This is a genomic window from Aurantimonas sp. DM33-3 (genome assembly GCF_014334315.1).
Lineage (GTDB): Bacteria > Pseudomonadota > Alphaproteobacteria > Rhizobiales > Rhizobiaceae > Aurantimonas > Aurantimonas coralicida.
In genome coordinates this window covers 129,982-148,332 of sequence record NZ_JACSGS010000004.1, presented here as the reverse complement: position 1 = coordinate 148,332, position 18,351 = coordinate 129,982, and the positions used below count along the sequence as shown (strand labels likewise).

The following is an 18,351-nucleotide window of genomic DNA, read 5'->3' as shown; positions in this document are numbered from 1 at the left end:
AACGCCTAATCGTCATCGGCCGCGCGAAGCCTGCTCATTCCGGTGCCGTCGCGGCCAGCTTCGCCTCGGCCTTGGACGGCAGCGCGAACAGCGCCACAAAGCGCTCGGCAATGGCCCGGTCGCCGGTGAGGGTTAGCGCGCCGTCGGCCTCCAGCGCCGCCAGCGGCACCTTGCCGTAGACCGCGCCTGCGATGACCGGCGGCTCGGCGGCCAGGACCACGTCCGCCGTATCCGGCGTTTCGGCGGCGATCTCGATCCGGCCGTCCGCGACATGGGCGAGGAAGCTCTGGTCGCCGACGACGAAGCCGAGCCGCGCGGCAAAGCCGTCGGCCTTTTCGGGATCGAACATGGTGCGCAGCGACAGCATAAGCGAAGACGCGCTGAACGGCATCGCCGGATCGTGCGCCGGCGAGCGCACCGCCCAGCGCCCCAGCGCTTGGAAGATCGGCTCGCACTCATAGCCCCATTCGGTGAGCTCGTAGACCTGCGAGGCCGCCGGCGGCGGCAGCTTTCGCCGCAACAGCACGCCGGCCGCCTCCAGCCCTTCCAGTCGCTGGGTGAGGACATTGGCGCTGAGCCCCGGCAGGGCGGACCGCAGATCGGAGAAGCGGCGCGGCCCCCACATCAGCTCGCGCACAACGAGCAGCGCCCAGCGCTCGCCGAGCAGGTCCATGGCGTGGGCCGCGGCACAGGCATCTTCATAACGACGGCGCTGGCGGGTATCAGGATTCTTGGTTATTTTTTCTAACTTCATTGTTGTCTTTTATAACGTGATGGGTCATCAATCGCAAATACGAGATCGCGAGAGGTGTTCATGTCCCGCCTGATATTCGTCAATCTGCCCGTGGCCGACCTGCCCCGCGCCATTGCCTTCTACGAGGCCGTCGGCGCCGTGCGAAATCCGCAATACTCCAACGAGACGGCCGCCTGCATGGTGTTTTCGGAGACCATCCACGTGATGATCCTGACCCATGCGCGCTTCGCCGACTTCACCCGCAAGCCGATCGCCGACGCGCATGCCACCACCGAGGTGCTGCTCTGCACGACGGTGGACAGCCGCGAGACGGTGGATGCGGTGGTCGGATGGGCGGGCGCGGCCGGCGGTGTCGCCGACGCGACGCCCAGCCAGGATCACGGCTTCATGTACATGCGCAGTTTCGAGGATCCCGACGGTCACATCTGGGAAATCTCCTGGATGGATCCGGCCGCGGTTCCGGCCGACAGCGAGATGGCGACGGCCTGACACGCCGCCGGGCGGATCGCCGGCTCGGCCCGGCGCGCTGCCCCTCGCCCGCCGCGGCATCGGCGCGAACCGGACACCGTCGCGGCCATCCGGCCCCCGGCACGGCGACCCTCGCCCTGCCGCAACGCAGACAGCCCGCAACGAAGGAGGAACGCATGGAATATGTCGATGGATTCGTGGTGCCGGTCCCCGCCGCCAACAAGGACGCCTATCGCGAGATGGCGGTGAAGTTCGCGCCTTTGTTCAAGGAGTTCGGCGCCCTGCGCATGGTCGAATGCTGGGGCGACGACGTGCCCGACGGCAAGGTCACCGACTTTCGCCGCGCGGTGCAGGCCGAGGAGGGCGAGGTCGTCGTCTTCTCCTGGATCACCTGGCCGGACAAGGCGACCCGCGACGCCGGCATGAAACGGGTGATGGAGGATCCGCGCATGCAGCCGGGCGGCGACATGCCCTTCGACGGCAAGCGGATGATCTTCGGCGGCTTCCAGGTCATTCTGGACAGCTGAGCCCATGTCGAAGATTTCCCCCTGCCTCTGGTTCGACACCGAGGCCGAGGCGGCGGCGCGCTTCTACGTCGAGACGTTCCGCGCCTGCGGCCAGACCGCCTCGCTCGGCGACACGCTGCTCTATGGCGAAGCCTTCCCCGACCGGGAGGGCAGCGTCCTGACCATCGGCTTCACGCTGGCCGGACAGGACTTCATCGCGCTGAACGGCGGATCGAGCTTCAAGATCACGCCGGCGGTGTCGCTGTTCGTGTCCTGCGCCGACCAGGCCGAGATCGACGCCTTCTGGGAGCGCTTCCTCGACGGCGGCACGGTGCAGCAATGCGGCTGGATCACCGACCGGTTCGGCCTGTCCTGGCAGATCGTGCCGGCCGCCCTCAAGCGGATGACCCACGACCCGGACAAGGCGCGGGCCGCCCGCGTCATGCAGGCGATGATGGGCATGGTGAAACTGGACCTGGCGTCCCTCGAAGCCGCATATCGAGGCGAGGCCTGACGGGAGCGCGGGCGGGCGTTGTCACCCCTCTGCCCGCCGCGATCCCGATGGAAGCGGCCGCAACCCCCTCGCGGCCGCTTCCATCGTATGTGATGGCCGATCAGGCCTGGGCGAGCTCGCGCTTGACCTTCGAGCAATAGCGCTGGGAGATCGGGTTCATCCGCTTGGCGTAGTGACCGGCATTGTACTTCAGGATCGTGCCGCAGGTGGTGCCGCCGCCGCGCTGCACGGCACCGGCCAGGTAGCGCATGCCCCACTTGATGTTGGTGGCCGGGTCGTAGAGCGCCTTGGTGCTGCCGCGATAGCCCATGCCGCGCGCCGTCGCCGGCTTGATCTGCATCAGCCCGACTTCGCCGGCCGCGCCGGTGACCGACGAGCGGTAGCTGCTCTCGATGTTGATGACCGCATGCGCCAGGTTCAGCGGCACGCCATGGGCGGCGGCTTCCTTGGCGATGATCGTCGCGAACGGCCGGTCGGCGAAGCGCTCGAGCGCTGCGACCTGCGTGGCGGACGTGATCTCGGATGTCGTGTCGTTGGCGAAAGCAGTCGTCATATGGCCGAATGCAAGCGTCGCGGCGAGAGCCACGGCAGTCAGTCTGTACATAAAAACCCCAAGTGATCGATGCCGGCCATCCCCTTGCAGGGCCGGCGCTATTTCCCTCGAAAGCGGCGCACCGCAGTTGCGAAGGACCGCTGTGTGCGGCGCAAAACCATCGGGATTGTGACGAAGCGATCACGCAACATTTCAGGGTGTAACAAACACCGTGAATCAGACGCCTGTGGTTGCGCTTTCATCGGGGTCGAAGGGCGACCGCGGCAGGCTGGTCAGAAGCCGGTGCAGGGTTTCGATCGTCGAGGCGTCGGCGATGCCGTCGACCTGCTCCTGGCGGAAATGCCGCTGGAAGGCGACGGTCGCCTGACGCGTTGCGTCGTCGAAAGTTCCGTCGCACGGCACGCCGTAGCCATAGGCCGCCAGCAGCGACTGATAGGCGGCGACGGGCTCGCCTCGATCGCCGAGGCCGAAGTAGCGTCCGCCCCTCAGCGGCGCCGGATCCACCGCATGGCCGATGCCGGCGGAAAAAAGTTGAAGCCAGGGGAACTTTTCGCCGGGATCGGACTTTCGCGCGGGAGCGACGTCGGAGTGCGCCAGCACGAATTCGGGCCGGATCGCCCACCGCGCGACACAATCGGCACACAATCGCGTCACCGCATCGATCTGCGCGGGCGGGAAATCGGGATAGCCGTTGCCGTGCCCGACATTGACGATCTCGATGCCGATGGAGCGCGAATTGATGTCGTCGCGGCCGCGCCAGCTCCCCGCTCCTGCATGCCAGGCGCGCCTTTCCTCCGGCACCATCTGCACGATCCGCCCGTCCTCGTGGACGAGATAGTGGCAGGACACCTCGCTCTCGGGGGCGCAGAGCCAGCGCATGGCCGCCTCCCCGGTGCCCATGCCGGTATAGTGCAGGATCAGCATGTCCGGCCGCAGTCCGTCGCGGCGTTCGGTATGGTTCGGCGACGGACAGATCTCGTCGACGCCGGCATGGTCTGGAATCACGCCGCGGTCTTTCCTGCAATCTGGCTGTAGGCGTTGTTGATCGCCTTCATCCGCTCGGTGGCGATGAACATGAACTCGTCGGGCACGCCGCGGGCGGCCAGCCGGTCGGGATGGTTCTCGCGCACCAGCGTCAGATAGCGGGCCCGGGTCTCCGACGGCGCGGCGTCCGGGTCGAGCCCGAGCACCGCATAGGGATTGCTGGGTCCCAGAATGTGCCGGATCTTGACGTCGGTGAACTCGGTATCGCTGAGGCCGAAGATGCGGGCCACCTCGGCCAGGAACTCCAGCTCGCGCTCATGCACCAGCCCGTCCGCCTTGGCGATGTGGAACAGCCCGTCGAGAACGTCGGTCAGAAGCTCGCAGGTCTCGCCTTCCTCGCGGCACAGGCCCTTCAGCCGCATCGCATAGGTATCGAAGCCGGCAATGTCCTGCTTGGCGATGTCGTAGAGACGGAAGACGTTGCGCAGTTCCTCCGGCGGGATCTCGAGGATCTCCTGGAACGCCGTCACCTCGCGCGGCGAGACGATGCCGTCGGCCTTGGCCATCTTGGCGGACAGGGCGATCACGGCGACGCCGAAGGCGACGCGCTTGCGCGTGTCGCGATCGCCGCCGAAGATCGCACGGATGCTTTCGAAGATGGCGTCCAGCGTCGCGCGGCTGCCGGCGGGTATGCCCTGCAGCAGCGTGTTGAGGCTCGTCAGAATGTTCATCGCGCCGCCCCGCCGGCCATGTTGTCGAATCGAGATTATCTGCGATCGTTCGCTGCGACGCAAACCGACGGGCGCCGAACGCCTGCGAACAGCCCGTCACCGCCGCAAAATCGCGCCGGCCCGTGCCAAACGACGCCATCGCCCGTTGGTTTCGTGCGCCTGCGCCGGAATTTCGCACCTGCGTCGCCAGCCCCGTTCCAGCCAGCCGTGATCAATGGGAGAGCGGCGCAGACCGCCCGCCGTCGCCGATGCGGGACCCTTGCGTGCGATCCGGGCCGTGCGGCGACCTTCCTTCTTTTGAATTCGAGTGACCCGATGCGCGACCGCCACGAGACCAATTCCTCCACCGCTGCGCGCCGCCGCACCGGACGCCGCCTGGCCATGGCCGGCATGGCGCTGGTTCTGGCGCTTGCCGGCTGCCGCTCCACGGCGCTCAGCGTCGCCGAGCTCGGCCTGTCGGACATGACCGTCGAGGCCTCGCACGAATACCCGATCCACGGCATCGACGTCGCCAAGTACCAGGGCGACATCGACTGGACCGCGGCCCGCCAGGGCGGCGTCGCCTTCGCCTTCCTGAAGGCGACCGAGGGCGGCGACCGGCTCGACGACCGCTTCCACGAGAACTGGCGCGAGGCGCGCGCCGCCGGCGTGCCGCGCGGCGCCTATCACTTCTGGTACCATTGCCGGCCGGGCATCGAGCAGGCCCGCTGGTTCATCGACAATGTCCCGCGCGAAAAGGGCGCCCTGCCCCCGGTCATCGACGTCGAGTGGACGCCTTTCTCGCCGACCTGCACCAAGCGGCCGCCGCGCGAGGACCTGATCCGCGAGGTCATGGCGATGTCCGACGCGCTGGAGCGCCATTACGGCCAGCGCCCGATCCTCTACGTGCCGATCGACGTGCATCGCGAACGCCTGGTGGCCGCCTTCCCGCGCCATGAATTCTGGGTGCGCGCCGTCGCCGACCATCCCGACAACGTCTACGACGACCGCAAATTCCGCTTCTGGCAGTACACCGCCACCGGTTCGGTGCCGGGCATTCGCGGCGAGGTCGACCGCAATGCCTTCGCCGGCTCGCGGGCCGACTGGGCGAAATGGCTGCAGGCGCGCATGCGGCGTTGACGTTCTTCAAAGCGCCATGATGATCACCTAGGCGCGGGTCAAATTCACTTTGCCCCACTTCTGGAGGAACTCGCCGATGCCCGTTGCCAGCCGTCTCGCCCTGACCCTGTCGCTTCTCCTGTCCGGCAGCGGCCTCGCGGCGGCCCAGCAATGCGGCGGCGATTTCGGCGCCTTCCTCCAGGGCGTGCGGGCCGAGGCTGAAGCCAAGGGCCTGTCGGCCGGCGCCATCGACGCGGCCGTTGCCGACATGCGCCAGGACCCGAAGGTGCTCGCCGCCGATCGCGCTCAGGGCGTCTTCGCCCAGGACTGGCAGCAATTCGCCACCCGCATGGTCAATGGCTACCGGCTGCAGCAGGGCAAGGAAAACCTGCAGAAATACGCCAGCGTCCTGTCGCGCATCGAAACCGAGACCGGCGTGCCCGGCCCGGTCATCGCCGCCTTCTGGGGGCTGGAGACCGATTACGGCGCCGTTCTCGGCAATTTCGACACGCTGGCCGCGCTGGCCACCCTCGCCCATGATTGCCGCCGTCCCGAACTCTTCCGCCCGCATCTCCTGGCGGCGATCGAGATCGTCGATCGCGGCTATCTGACCCCGTCCGAGATGAAGGGCGCCTGGGCCGGCGAGATCGGCCAGACCCAGCTTCTGCCCGAGGAATATCTGGAATTCGGCACCGACGGCGATGGCAACGGCCGGATCGACCTGCGCCAGGACGCCGCCGATGTCCTGTTCACCACCGGCAAATACATCCAGTCGCTCGGCTGGCGCGGCGGCGAGCCGTGGCTCGAAGCCGTGCAGGTGCCGTCGGAATTCCCGTGGGACCGCGCCGCTTTGGTCAACAAGGAACCGCGCGCCAATTTCGCCGAGCTCGGCGTGACGAAGGCCGACGGATCGGCGCTGCCGTCCGACCAGCTGCCGGCCTCGCTGATCCTGCCGATGGGACGCGGTGGCCCGGCCTTCCTCGCCTATCCGAATTTCGACATCTACCTGAAGTGGAACAAGTCGCTCGTCTATTCCCTGACCGCGGCCTATTTCTCGACGCGCCTTGCCGGCGCCCCGCCGGTCGACATGGGCAATCCGCAGCCGGGCCTCGACCTTGAGGGCACAAAGCGGCTGCAGCAGCGCCTGACCGATCTCGGCTACGACACCGGCGGCATTGACGGCATCATCGGCGAGAACACACGTGCCGCCGTCCGCAAGGAGCAGATGCGCCTCGGCCTGCCGGCCGATGGCTGGCCGACGCCCGACCTCCTCCGCGCGCTCTAGAGGCGACGACGCCCCGGCGAACGCTCCGCCGGGGCCCCACCGGATCGCCGATGGGCCGGGCGCCCTCGCCATCCGGCCCCGAAGACGCTAAGCACGGCTTATCTCCATCGATGCCCGCGCCGGGACCCGACCATCGGCGGCGCGGGCGGCAGGATGCGCCCGTGACCCAACCCCATTTCCCCGCTCTTCCAGCCACCGTTCCCTTAGAGGCCGGTGCGGATCGGCGGTGCACTCGGCAAGCCCCGCGGTCGCGCGCGTGAGGGACGACACTGTTCCGCCCCTAGAGACGCCCGTCGAGACGGCCGGCGCGGCGAGCCGGATGCCCGTGCCGCTGCAATGGCTGGCGCTGCTGGCGCTTTCGATCCTGATCGGCAGCCTGCTGGAACTCGTCGGCATGCCGGCAGCCATGCTTCTGGGGCCGATGATCGCCGCCATCGTCATCGCGGTGCTCGGCACCACCATCGCCGTGCCCAGGGCACCCTATCACGGCGCCCAGGCGGCGATCGGCTGCCTCGTCGCCTCGTCCATCACGCTGGAGATCCTCGCCACCTTCCTGCGCGACTGGCCGCTCTATGTCGGCGTCGTCCTCGCCGTGGTGACCGCCAGCGGCGTGCTCGGCGGCCTGATGAGCCGCTGGCACGTCCTGCCCGGCACGACGGCGGTCTGGGGCTCCTGGCCCGGCGCCGCCACCGCGATGATGGTCATGGCCGAAGCCTTCGGCGCGGACGCCCGGCTCGTTGGCTTCATGCAGTATCTGCGGGTGATCCTGGTCGCCTTCGCTGCCGCGCTGATGGCGGGGTTCTGGACCAATGGCGACGCCGCGGCCTCTGTCGGCGCGGCGATCGTCTGGTTTCCGGCGCTCGACTGGTCGCATTTCGGCCCGACGCTGGGCTTTGTCGGCCTCGGCATTCTGGTCGGCCGCTTTCTAAAGATACCCGCCGGTCCGTTTCTGCTGCCCATGGCCATCGCCGTCGCGCTCACACTCACCGGCGTCGTTGAATTCCAGCTGCCAGAATGGTTCCTGGTCATCGGCTACGGCATCCTCGGCTGGAAGATCGGCCTCGGCTTCACCCGCGCCGTCCTCGCTCATGCCTGGCAGGCGCTGCCCAAGATCGTCGGCTCGATCCTCCTCCTGATGGCGTTCTGCGGCGGCATCGCCGCGCTTCTGCACGTCTGGCTCGGCATCGATCCGGTGACCGCCTATCTGGCGACCAGCCCCGGCGGCATGGATTCCATCGCCATCATCGCGGCCTCGACCAATGTCGATCTGCCCTTCGTCATGGCGCTGCAAACGGTGCGCTTCGTCATCGTTCTGATCGCCGGCCCGCCGATCGCCCGCCTCGTCGCCCGCCGCATCGGCGCGCGCGACTGAACTCCCGTCGGGGCTTTGCGCTAGTCGCGCGGCGCCGGCTCGCCGGTCTCGTCTCCAGTTGCCGTCTTGCCATTGCGCCGCGCGACCCGTCGCCGGGTCATCGCCCGGCGCAGGGCGCGGCCGCGCACCTTCAGCCAGACGCCCAAATCCTCGACGGTCTCGATCCGGTCGCCATAGAGCTCGGTCAGGGCGGCGCGGAATTCGGCGTAGCCGAAGCGCGCTTCGCCCTCCAGATGTCGGATTACCACCATCCAGGCCGGCGAGACCAGCAGCGACACGGCGGTCACCGCCAGCGCCAGCCGGTAGACGTCGCCGCCGATCGCACCCGACGCAAAGGCCGCCGCCGCCAGCACGAAGGAGAACTCGCCGATCTGCGCCATGGAGAGGCCCGCCTCGACCGCGGTCTTGTGCGGCAGGCCCGCCAGCCGGATCAGCAATATGTTGAGGACGGTCTTGGCCAGGATCACGAAGAGCGAGGCGACCAGCACCAGCACCCAGTTCTCGACGATGTAGTTCAGGTCGATCAGAAGGCCGATGGACAGGAAGAACACCACCAGCAGCAGCGCCTGGATCGGCTCCACCACGTGGATGACCGGCGAGCGCAGGGTCGAGGCGCCGACCACCAGCCCGGCGATGAAGGCACCATAGGCCGGCGACAGGCCGACAAGGCCCGAGAACGAGGCGGCGGCAAAGCAGAAGGCCAGCGATCCGAGGGCGAGGATCTCGACATTGTTCTCCACCGCCGGCGCGAAGGACGGCTTCAGCTTCGGCCGCCGGCCGAGGAACCACAGCAGCCCGCCGAGAACCGCGACGGCGACGGCGATCTTCAGTCCGACATCGACCCAGCTCACCGCTTCCTCGCCGCCCAGCGAGGTCGCGACGATCAGCATCGGCACCACCGCCAGGTCCTGGGCGATCAGCACCGCGACGGCGATCCGCCCCGGTTCCTGGCGAAGCTCGCCGATATCCTCCAGCATCTTCATCGCCACCACGGTCGAGGACAGCGCGATGATGAAGCCGAGGATGATCGCCTCGGCCAGCGTCGCCTCGGAGATCGCCATCAGGCCGAAGGAGATCGCCATGGCGGCGATGAGCTGGCCGCCGGCGATCTGCACCGCCGGCTTCAGCGAGGCGACGAAGGCCTTCAGCGACAATTCCATGCCGATGAAGAACAGGAGCATCAGCACGCCCATCTCGGCGAGCATGGTGACGTTCTCGTTAGAGGTGGAGATGACCCCCAGCGCTGAGGGGCCGAGCAGCACGCCGGCGAGGATGAAGCCGACCAGCGGCGGCTGCCGCAGCCGCATCAGCCCGAGGCCGGCGGTCACCGCGACGACGATCACGAAGGCGATGGCGGTCAGCCCGGTGTCGGCGCCGTGGCCGCCCTGCGCGCCCTGGGCCACCTCCGCGACCGCGTGCTCGACCGTCGCCGTGGCCTCGGTGACCGCTTCCTCCATGTCGTCTCCCCTTGATCCGCCTGCCTGATTCGCGGTTGCGGCACGAAAGGCGAGAACCTTGGCCCGCTTGTGTCCGGCGCGGGTGCGCGTCGGGGCTTTCTCGGTTCTGGCCGGGCGGCGACGGTCGCGATCACCCTGTCACCCTGCCCACGCATCTGTTTCGCCGCTCGGGCGTTCCCATATGGAAACCAGCCATCGAACCGGAGACCCGTCCATGAATGCCGCCGACCCTTCCCTTCATGCCGACCACCAGCGGCGCCTGACGCGCATCAGCCGGGTCGCGCGGCTGATGGACACGGCGATCCGCATTCCCGGCACCGGCATCCGCTTCGGCGGCGATTCCGTGCTGGGCCTGATTCCGGGCGTCGGCGACGCCGCCGGCAGCCTCGTCGGTATCTACATCCTCAACGAAGCCCGGCGGCTCGGCGTGCCCAAGCACAAGCTGGTCAAGATGGCCGGCAATCTCGGCATCGACTTCGCCGTCGGCGCCGTGCCGCTGCTCGGCGACGTGTTCGACGTCTTCTACAAGGCGCACCGGCGCAATCTCGACATCGTCCTCGACCATTTCGGCGAGGCCGGCACCGCCTATGGCGACGCCCTGCGCGATCCGCCGATGAAGGACATCACGCCGAAGCGCGCCTGACCGCTTTCGCGTCTTCGCGCCGACATTCATCCGTGCCACCCTTGGCCGCGACCACGAAGGCGGGGGACGACGGGTGAAGGATGCAGATGCGGCAGTGCGCGGGGACCGGGCAGCGGATGCAATCGCGGGATCGGAACGACCCGTGCAGGCACCGCAGGGCTCGCCCGGCGAGGTGTTCCGCGCCTTCCTGAAACTCGGCGTTTCGGCCTTTGGCGGGCCGATCGCGCACCTGGGCTATTTCCGCGACGAGTTCGTCACCCGGCGACGCTGGGTTGACGAGGCCGGCTATGCCGATCTGGTGGCGCTGTGCCAGTTCCTGCCCGGCCCGGCCTCCAGCCAGGTCGGCTTCGCGCTGGGCCTGATGCGGGCCGGCCCGCTGGGCGGGCTGGCGGCCTGGACCGCCTTCACCCTGCCCTCGGCCATCCTGCTGATCCTCTTTGCGGCCGGCGCGTCGGCCTTCGACAGCGGCATCGGCGCGGCGATTGTCCATGGCCTGAAGATCGTCGCGGTCGCCGTGGTGGCGCAGGCGGTGTTCGGCATGGCGCGCAGCCTCTGCCCCGATCGCACGCGCGCGACCATCGCGGTCGTCGCCGTCGTGGCGGTGGTCGCGCTGGCCGGTTCGCTCGGCCAGATCGCAGCCATTGTCATGGGCGGGCTCGCCGGCCTCTGGTTCTGCCGCGCGGACGCGGCGGTGCTGCCGCCGATCCCCATGGTCCCCGTCTCGCGCACTGCAGGGCTCGTCGCCCTCGCTGTCTTCGCCGTCCTCCTGATCCTGCTGCCGGTCTTCGCCGCCATGGACCCGGCGACGAACGGTGCCGGTCCCGTCGCGTTGTTCGACGCCTTCTACCGGGCCGGGGCGCTGGTCTTCGGCGGCGGCCATGTCGTCCTGCCGCTCCTGCAGGCCTTCGTCGTCGAGCCGGGATGGGCGAGCGACGACGCCTTCCTCGCCGGCTACGGCGCCGCCCAGGCCGTGCCCGGCCCGCTCTTCACCTTCGCCGCCTATCTCGGCGCCATCGCCTCGCCGCAGGGCTACGGCCTGCCGGGCGCGGTGATCGGACTGGTGGCGATCTCGCTGCCCGGCCTGCTGCTCGTCGCGGCGGCGCTGCCCTTCTGGGACGAATTTCGCCGCCGCGTCACGGCGCAGGCCGCCATGCGCGGCGCCAATGCCGCCGTCGTCGGCATTCTCGGTGCGGCGCTCTACGATCCGGTCTTCGTCAGCGCCGTGCGCGGACCCGCCGATTTCGCCCTGGCGCTGGCCGGCTTCGTGGCACTGGTCGTCTGGAAGGCGCCGCCCTGGATGGTCGTCCTCGCCTGCGCCCTCGCCAGCATCGCCATCGCCTAGTCACAGCAACGTCAACGAAGCCGTGATCGGATCATAGCAATCCCTTAAACGACCCATGGCATCCTCATCGCCATCGAGAGCAGGCGTGGGCGCGATGCCGGTGGGGGGATGGGGATGAATTCGCGGGTCGACATGGATATCGGCGTCGATGTTCAGACGCTGTTCCTGACCAATGCCATGATCCTCATCGTCATGGGCCTCGCCTTCTACGCGGCCTGGCGCAAGCAGCCGGACGAAACCTACTGGCCGGCCTGGATCGGCGCGAACTTCGTCATCGCCGCCTCGCTGTTCTCCTACATGGCCTTTCCCGGCGAAGAGCCGAGCTTCGGCCTCGCGCTGCCCAACAGCCTGCTGGTCATCGGCTTCGGGCTGCGCTGGACGGCGGCCCGCCTGTTCGCCCGGCGTCGGGTCTACTGGTCCCTGCTCGTCCTGCCGCCACTGGTCGTTGCGACCATGTTCGCTCTTCCCGGCTGGTTCGACTATCCCGTGGCCTATTACACCGTAAATGCCATTCTGATGCTGTTCGCCGCCGCGACGGCTTGGGAGTTTTACACCGATCGCGAGACTGGCCTCCCTTCACGCTACGGCCTGCTCATCGCCTATGGCGTCATGGCGCTATCCTTCGCCGGTCGCATCGCGCAGGGCATCAACGCCCATACCGCAGAGACTGCACATCTGGTCTTCGACAGCGTGCTGCAGATCCATCTGCTGATCGCGGTGATCCACACCACCGCCAGCGGCGCCTTCGTCCTGTCGATCGCTTATGAGCGGATGGCGAGGGACCTGCGCCACGCGGCAATGCACGATGCCCTGACCGGACTGCCCAATCGCCGCGCCTTCGAGCAGCGGCTGGAGAAGGCGCTGCGGGACCGCAGCCATTTCGCGCTGGTCGTCTTTGATCTTGATCATTTCAAGAGCATCAACGACCGCTACGGCCATGCCGCCGGCGACGCGGGGCTGAAGCGCTGCGCCCACATCTGCCCCTCGGTGCTCCGCCAGCAGGACTTCGTCGCGCGGATCGGCGGCGAGGAATTCGCGGCCATCCTGCCTGGTGTCACCCCGACCGAGGCCTTCATGCTGACGGACCGGGTGCGGGCCACCGTCGCGGCCGCGCGGATTGCGGCGGATGACGGCAGCTTCGGGCTGACGCTCAGTGCCGGCATCGCCCATTCCGCCGAAGGCGAAGCCAGTTTCGACCGGCTGATGCGTGCGGCCGACGCCAACCTCTACCGGGCCAAGAACGGCGGCCGCAATCGCATCGCCGAGACCGCCGCTGCCTGACGCCGCACCGGTGTCACCACCGCCTGGTGCGAGCGATATAGGCCTCCGCCTCGGCGCCGAAGGCCGACCGCAGGGCCGCCTCCTCGCCGCGAATGAAGCGGGCGGTGATCACGAAGGGAAAGACGAGGGCGATCGCCACGGCGGACAGGGCGCCGATCCAGAACGCGAGCCCGACGAGCACCAGCGCCATGCCCGTATAGATCGGGTTGCGGTTGATCCTGAACGGGCCCTCGACGATCAGCGCCTTCGGCACGTCCCGCGGCTCGATCGAGGTGCGCTTGCGCCGGAACCACAGGGCCGACCATGCCGCGAGGAGGACGCCCGCCACGATCAGCGCGATGCCGATCAGCGTCGCGGGCGCCGACACGAAGACGGCGATCGGCAGCACCGATGCCGCCACGACCTCGGCGATGAGAAAGCCGGAGGCCCAGACCGGCGGAAGGTCCGGGAAATCGCGCTTCATCGACATGGTCGTCTCCGTTGGTTTCGTCGCCGGCTCCGCATATGGGGCGCCGCGCGGCCCGGCACGAGGCCCTGCGGCCGGGCTTCGGCCGGGCAGCACATGGCGGGCTGGCTCAGGCATGCGGTGGGATGTGATGGGGATGAGGCGCTCACGAGAGCGCCGGGCCGGTCAGGCCGCCCGCGAGCGCAGCGGGTTCTGCATGGTCTGGCTGAACATCCGGTAGGTCTTCCGGCCGGACGCCTTGGCGGCGTAAAGGGCCGAATCGGCGCGGCAGAACAGCGTGTCCGGCTCCATCCCGGCTTCGGCCATGGCAATGCCGACCGAGGCGCCGAGATCGGACGCCGTGGCGTCGGCGACAGGACCGTTGAGGAGGTCGACGATGGTCGCGGCGAGGGTTTCGGCGGCGGCCGCATCGAGATGGCTGCCGAGCAGCACGGCGAACTCGTCGCCGCCGACGCGGGCGACCAGTTCGGCATCGTCGCAGACCTGCCGCAGCCGGGCCGCCGTCGCCTTCAGGCACTCGTCCCCGAACGCGTGGCCATAGGTGTCGTTGATCGCCTTGAAGCCGTCGAGATCGATCAGCAGCAGCGCGCCGACGGCACGGTCGCCGGCCGTCGTGCCCGCCAGATCGACCAGCCGGCTCTGGAACTGGCTGCGATTGGCGAGCCCCGTCATCACGTCATATTCGGCCAGATAGCGCATCTTGTCGGCCAGCAGCTTCTCTTCGGTGATGTTCTGCTTGAAGCCGAAGATGCGGACCGGCTCGCCGTTCTCGCACTCCACCGAGGCGGTGATGCGGATCCAGCGGTGGCGACCGGTGGCGGTGGTGATCTCGACGTCGAGGCCGAAACCGCCGCGCGTGGCGATCGCCTCGCTGCGGATCTCCTCGAGGATCCGCAGGGACTTTTCCGGATAGCATTTGAGGATCGTGTCGCGGTCGAGCGGCGCGCCGCGCGGCAAGTCGTAGAGATCGTAGACGACGTCGGTCCAGCGCAGCGTGTTCTGCGGCAAGGCGCATTCCCACACGCCCATCCGCGCCGCCTCGGACGCCCGGTCGAAGATCTTGGTCATGTGCGCGAGCTGGCTGTTCTTCTGGCGCAACAGGCGCGAGGTGGCCTCGAGCGCCGAAGACAGGCGCGCGATGCGCGCGCTGCTGTTCCCGCGATAGATCATCGGGGCGCCTCCCCGCCCGGCATCGGGCGCCGCACCGTAGCACACGCCCCGCACGCCGCCGGATCTGTCGCGGCGGTTTCGACGCTGGGCAGGCTCGGCACGTCAGTCGGCATGGCGGGTCACGGTTCCTCGGTCGCGATCACGCCACATTTCTAGAGCGCGACACTTAAGAATTCCCTCGCGCCGCCCCTCTTGATTGATCAGTCAGTCAGCCATGGTCTCCAGGCTGGCGTAGCTCTCGGCCGCGTCGCCATGGTCGAAGGGCGTTTCCACCTCGACGAAGGTGTCGGGGTAAAAGCCGTTGAAGCGGGTGCGCAGGGAGAGGGAATAGGCCCCGATATGGCCGATCTCGATCCAGTCGCCGGTGTCGACGGTTTCCGGCAGCCAGAACGGCCGCGACAGGATGTCGACGCTGTCGCAGGTGGCGCCGCAGACCTTGAAGGCCTGGATGTTCGCCGGGTCGCCATTGCGGCTCTGGCGGGCCGGATCGGGGATGAAGCGCGCCGGCAGGGTGATCTTGCCGGTCCAGGAATCCGACAGCGACGCCCAGATGCCGTCATTGATGTAGAGCCGCTTGCCCTTGCGCAGCAGCACCCGCACGATGAGCGAGAAGGCCCGCGCGACGACCACCCGGCCCGGCTCGGCGACCATCGGCATGTCCGAAAAGCCCCATTCCTCCATGTCGGAGGTCAGGCGTGACATGATCTGACCGAAACCCGGCATCTCCTTCTTCTTGCGGCGCGGGTCGTGGCCGTATTCGGCCGGAAAGCCGCCGCCGACATCGATGCCGGCCAGCGGCACGTCGGCCCGGTTGCGCACCCAGTCGGCCGAGGCGAGCGCCCGCTCGTAGGTGTCCGGGTCCTCGATCTGCGAGCCGACATGGAAGCAGATGCCGACCTTGAAGCCGATCCGGTGGCAGCGCTGCAGGAGCTCCACCGCATGGGCCGGCGCCGCGCCGAACTTCTTCGACAGCTCGTAGGCGGCGCTGCCCTTGGTCTGGATGCGGATGAACAGGGTGATCTTGCCGGGATCGAGATCGAGCGCCCGCACGACGCGCAGGATCTTCACCACCTCGTCCTCGTGGTCGAGGGACATCACCCGGATCCCGTAGGTCTCCAGCGCCAGGCGGATGTCGGACTGGGCCTTCACCGGATGCATGTAGAGCATCTCGGCATCCGGCTGGGCGGCGCGCACCGCCTCGAACTCGCCGGGCGAGGCCACGTCGAAGATGCGCACGCCGGCCCGGCTCAGCGTCTCCAGCACCATCGGCTCGCCATTTGTCTTCACCGCATAGGCGGTGTCGCCGGGAAACGCCGCCATGAAGCGCTCGGCATCGGCGGTCAGGACGGCGGGACGGAAGCAATAGACCGGCACGTCGGGACGAAGCGTCAGGGCGGCATCCTTGGCGGACTTGAAGGTCTGCAACAGGCGGTTCTCCACGGGTGACACTCGGGTCACGGGACGGGTCGGACGAACTGCGGATGAGGGAATCACCCGCACGGCCCGTCATCGCGGCGCAACTAGAGCATGGATCGGCGTTGTCAGCGCCCCTGCCCGTGGCCGGCCTGCGGATCGGCCCCAAGACCGGCCATTCCGGCGGCGGACAGCCGCCTCGTGTGCTCCCTCACAGGGGCCGCTTGTCCGACAGCCGAACAGCGCTCTAAACAGGGACACCCGCCAACAGGAACCATCGCCATGCCCGCCGCCCCGCTTCGCCTGACCGACATCGTCCGTGACATCGAGGCCGGGCGCACGACGCCGCAGGCGGTGCTGGCCGCGACCAACGAGCGGATCGACGGGGGCGACGGTGAGCTCGGTGTCTTCACTCACCGCGCGCCGGAGAGCTCGCACGCCGAGGCGGCTGCGGCGACCGGTCCGCTGGCCGGCGTGCCCTTCGGCGCCAAGGATGTCTTCGACAGTTTCGACATGCCGACCGAGCACGGCTCGGCGATCTATCGCGGCCACCAGCCGGCGGCCGATGCCCCGGTCATCGCGCTGGCGCGGGCCCAGGGCGCGGCCATCGTCGGCAAGACCGCGACGACCGAATTCGCCTCGCTCGATCCGACCCCGACCCGCAATCCGCACAATCCGGACCACACGCCGGGCGGCTCCTCCTCCGGCTCGGCGGCGGGCGTTGCCGCCGGCTACCTCGCCGGCGCCTGCGGCACCCAGACCGGCGGCTCGGTCATCCGTCCCGCCTCCTTCTGCGGCGTCGCCGGCTACAAGCCGAGCTTCCGGCTGTTCCCGACGGTCGGCGTGAAGACCTATTCCTGGTCGCTCGACACGGTCGGCTTCTTCGCCGCCACGGTGCCGGACGTCGCGCTGCTCGCCGCGCTGATCAGCAGCCGGCCGCTGGCCGACACGCCGCCCGCTGATGCCTCGGGGCTGACCATCGGCCTCTACCGTTCGGCGGTCGACGACCTCCTCGAGCCCGACATGGCGGCCGCCTGGGACACGGCCGCCCGCGTCATCGAGGCGGCCGGGGCGAAGCTGATCGAGATTGCCGAGCCGGCCTCGCTCTCGGCGGCCCGCGAGATCCACGCGCCGCTGCAGAATTTCGAGGCGGCGCAGGCGCTGTTCCACGAGCGCACCCGGCACCGCGCCCTGATGGGCCCGAAGGTGCTGGAACAGCTCGACCACGGCGCGGGCGTGACGCCGGAGGAATACGACAATGCGCGGCGCACGGCCCGGATCGGCCGCAAGGCCGCCACCACCCTGTTCGAGAATGCCGACGCGCTGCTGGTGCCCTCCGCCATCGGCGCGGCGCCCCAAAGCCTCCGCTCGACCGGCGACGCGATGTTCAACAAGCTGTGGACCATCACCGGCAATCCCTGCGTCAACGTGCCGGGCCTGCACGCCGCCAACGGCCTGCCGGTGGGCCTGACCATCGTCACCCGTTTCGGACGCGACGCGCGGGCGCTCGCCATTGCCGCCATGCTGGGCGAGCGGCTGGCGATCTGACGATTCACCACGAACCCATCGACCGTCCGCAAATACGGGAACCGAAGTGCTGCAGTGCCGTTCACACCCCGCATATCAACGAGGGGAACCCCACATGCGGATCGAGACTCTGGTCACCATCTTCGGCACCGTCGTGTTCTTCGGAATGCTCGGCGGCATCACCACCGTCGGCGCGATCGTCCTCTTTCCCTGATCGTCGCGACGCCGCTGTCCCCGGCGGCGTCCCCGATCGGGACCATTCCCAAATCTGGCAGCTTCGCCACATTCGCCCCGCTTGAGGGCTCGCGCGCCGTTTCGCTATGCCGTGAGGCCGCGACCGGCGCCAATCGCCTGATCACACTGGCCTTCCTTTGGCTCAGAGCCTCCCCGGAAGGCGCGGTCCGGCTAGACGCAGCGGTTCGCGCGCCAAGCATTGTCCCAAAAAAACACAGGCCGGATGGCGCAGTGCATCGCCGCCCTCACAGGGGCTGCGGGGATTTGGCGCGCCCCGCTGCCGCAGTGCAGCGACGAATTCGCATTTACCCACTGTGTCACGCCGTTACTCTTCGTGTTGTCCGTCAACGAGGAGGCAATGCAAATGGAACTGACGCGTCCGCTGAATTTGCTGATGATCTGTGCCGCGTTTGCATTCGTCGGAGCCATGGTGATCGGCGTCGTGCCCTGATCCCATCCGTCCGACGGGCGCCTGACGGTGCCCCATCGACAAAAAAGCCGGGGCCCTGCCCCGGCTTTTCTCGTTTCGGTCGATGTCTTTCGCTCGCGGCTG

The 18,351-nt window shown here is 68.4% G+C and carries 19 protein-coding genes; 11 read left to right on the top strand and 8 right to left on the bottom strand.

What is annotated here, in order from left to right; genetic code table 11:
• Nucleotides 1-34: 34 nt before the first annotated feature.
• Nucleotides 35-754 (bottom strand): winged helix-turn-helix transcriptional regulator, encoded by a 720-nt coding sequence (locus H9Q09_RS07685; RefSeq protein ID WP_024352009.1) that lies wholly within the window; start codon nucleotides 752-754, stop codon nucleotides 35-37.
• Nucleotides 755-814: 60 nt separating this feature from the next.
• On the opposite strand from H9Q09_RS07685, the gene H9Q09_RS07680 reads away from it, so the two are divergent.
• The 3 genes from H9Q09_RS07680 (at nucleotide 815) to H9Q09_RS07670 (ending at nucleotide 2,242) form a co-directional block, all read left to right on the top strand.
• Entirely contained in the window at nucleotides 815-1,243 is a 429-nt protein-coding gene (locus tag H9Q09_RS07680; RefSeq protein WP_187390546.1) for a VOC family protein, read from the top strand.
• A 155-nt stretch (nucleotides 1,244-1,398) separates the two neighbouring features.
• The gene (locus H9Q09_RS07675; protein ID WP_024352011.1) at nucleotides 1,399-1,749 is read left to right on the top strand and encodes a DUF1428 domain-containing protein; all 351 of its coding nucleotides are present in this window, start codon (nucleotides 1,399-1,401) and stop codon (nucleotides 1,747-1,749) included.
• Nucleotides 1,750-1,753: 4 nt separating this feature from the next.
• Nucleotides 1,754-2,242, top strand: coding sequence for a VOC family protein (locus H9Q09_RS07670; RefSeq protein ID WP_187390545.1), 489 nt, complete (start codon nucleotides 1,754-1,756; stop codon nucleotides 2,240-2,242).
• A gap of 100 nt (nucleotides 2,243-2,342) precedes the next feature.
• On the opposite strand, the gene H9Q09_RS07665 is transcribed toward H9Q09_RS07670, so the two are convergent.
• The 3 genes from H9Q09_RS07665 to H9Q09_RS07655 all read right to left on the bottom strand — a co-directional run bounded on the left by H9Q09_RS07665 (nucleotide 2,343) and on the right by H9Q09_RS07655 (nucleotide 4,510).
• Complete coding sequence (locus H9Q09_RS07665) at nucleotides 2,343-2,846, bottom strand: lytic transglycosylase domain-containing protein (protein WP_187390544.1); 504 nt, start codon at nucleotides 2,844-2,846, stop codon at nucleotides 2,343-2,345.
• A 165-nt stretch (nucleotides 2,847-3,011) separates the two neighbouring features.
• Nucleotides 3,012-3,800: an N-acetylmuramoyl-L-alanine amidase gene (locus H9Q09_RS07660; RefSeq protein ID WP_187390543.1), complete on the bottom strand. Its 789-nt coding sequence runs from the start codon at nucleotides 3,798-3,800 to the stop codon at nucleotides 3,012-3,014.
• Nucleotides 3,797-4,510, bottom strand: a complete 714-nt coding sequence (locus H9Q09_RS07655) for a DnaJ family molecular chaperone (protein WP_187390542.1) — start codon at nucleotides 4,508-4,510, stop codon at nucleotides 3,797-3,799. Before H9Q09_RS07655 ends, H9Q09_RS07660 begins: the two co-directional genes overlap by 4 nt.
• A 315-nt stretch (nucleotides 4,511-4,825) precedes the next feature.
• Between H9Q09_RS07655 and H9Q09_RS07650 the strand changes: the two genes are divergently transcribed.
• The 3 genes from H9Q09_RS07650 to H9Q09_RS07640 all read left to right on the top strand — a co-directional run bounded on the left by H9Q09_RS07650 (nucleotide 4,826) and on the right by H9Q09_RS07640 (nucleotide 8,265).
• A complete protein-coding gene (locus tag H9Q09_RS07650; protein ID WP_187390541.1) occupies nucleotides 4,826-5,629 on the top strand; it encodes a GH25 family lysozyme in 804 nt (267 codons plus the stop codon).
• 76 nt (nucleotides 5,630-5,705) lie between these two features.
• On the top strand, nucleotides 5,706-6,893 hold the full coding sequence (locus H9Q09_RS07645) for a lytic murein transglycosylase (protein WP_187390540.1): 1,188 nt from the start codon (nucleotides 5,706-5,708) through the stop codon (nucleotides 6,891-6,893).
• Nucleotides 6,894-7,149: 256 nt separating this feature from the next.
• Nucleotides 7,150-8,265, top strand: a complete 1,116-nt coding sequence (locus H9Q09_RS07640; RefSeq protein WP_348646287.1) for an AbrB family transcriptional regulator — start codon at nucleotides 7,150-7,152, stop codon at nucleotides 8,263-8,265.
• A gap of 20 nt (nucleotides 8,266-8,285) precedes the next feature.
• On the opposite strand, the gene H9Q09_RS07635 is transcribed toward H9Q09_RS07640, so the two are convergent.
• Nucleotides 8,286-9,722, bottom strand: a complete 1,437-nt coding sequence (locus H9Q09_RS07635) for a cation:proton antiporter (RefSeq protein WP_187390538.1) — start codon at nucleotides 9,720-9,722, stop codon at nucleotides 8,286-8,288.
• Between the two features lie 214 nt (nucleotides 9,723-9,936).
• Here H9Q09_RS07635 and H9Q09_RS07630 point away from each other — a divergent pair, with 214 nt between their 5' ends.
• From H9Q09_RS07630 to H9Q09_RS07620, 3 genes are all read left to right on the top strand, one after another.
• On the top strand, nucleotides 9,937-10,365 hold the full coding sequence (locus tag H9Q09_RS07630) for a DUF4112 domain-containing protein (RefSeq protein WP_024352020.1): 429 nt from the start codon (nucleotides 9,937-9,939) through the stop codon (nucleotides 10,363-10,365).
• A 142-nt stretch (nucleotides 10,366-10,507) separates the two neighbouring features.
• The gene (chrA, locus tag H9Q09_RS07625) at nucleotides 10,508-11,707 is read left to right on the top strand and encodes a chromate efflux transporter (protein ID WP_348646286.1); all 1,200 of its coding nucleotides are present in this window, start codon (nucleotides 10,508-10,510) and stop codon (nucleotides 11,705-11,707) included.
• A gap of 114 nt (nucleotides 11,708-11,821) precedes the next feature.
• Complete coding sequence (locus H9Q09_RS07620; protein ID WP_024352022.1) at nucleotides 11,822-12,988, top strand: GGDEF domain-containing protein; 1,167 nt, start codon at nucleotides 11,822-11,824, stop codon at nucleotides 12,986-12,988.
• 13 nt (nucleotides 12,989-13,001) lie between these two features.
• Here the strand turns inward: H9Q09_RS07620 and H9Q09_RS07615 are convergent, their stop codons facing one another.
• From H9Q09_RS07615 to H9Q09_RS07605, 3 genes are all read right to left on the bottom strand, one after another.
• Complete coding sequence (locus H9Q09_RS07615) at nucleotides 13,002-13,457, bottom strand: isoprenylcysteine carboxylmethyltransferase family protein (RefSeq protein ID WP_187390537.1); 456 nt, start codon at nucleotides 13,455-13,457, stop codon at nucleotides 13,002-13,004.
• 162 nt (nucleotides 13,458-13,619) lie between these two features.
• Nucleotides 13,620-14,624, bottom strand: coding sequence for a diguanylate cyclase (locus H9Q09_RS07610; RefSeq protein ID WP_187390536.1), 1,005 nt, complete (start codon nucleotides 14,622-14,624; stop codon nucleotides 13,620-13,622).
• 204 nt (nucleotides 14,625-14,828) lie between these two features.
• Nucleotides 14,829-16,049: an alanine racemase gene (locus H9Q09_RS07605; RefSeq protein ID WP_024352025.1), complete on the bottom strand. Its 1,221-nt coding sequence runs from the start codon at nucleotides 16,047-16,049 to the stop codon at nucleotides 14,829-14,831.
• 270 nt (nucleotides 16,050-16,319) lie between these two features.
• Here H9Q09_RS07605 and H9Q09_RS07600 point away from each other — a divergent pair, with 270 nt between their 5' ends.
• Nucleotides 16,320-17,585 carry an amidase gene (locus H9Q09_RS07600; RefSeq protein WP_187390535.1) on the top strand — a complete coding sequence of 422 codons (1,266 nt, stop codon included), beginning with the start codon at nucleotides 16,320-16,322 and terminating at the stop codon, nucleotides 17,583-17,585.
• A 436-nt stretch (nucleotides 17,586-18,021) separates the two neighbouring features.
• Nucleotides 18,022-18,249 carry a hypothetical protein gene (locus H9Q09_RS07595; RefSeq protein ID WP_187390534.1) on the top strand — a complete coding sequence of 76 codons (228 nt, stop codon included), beginning with the start codon at nucleotides 18,022-18,024 and terminating at the stop codon, nucleotides 18,247-18,249.
• Nucleotides 18,250-18,351 lie beyond the last annotated feature (102 nt).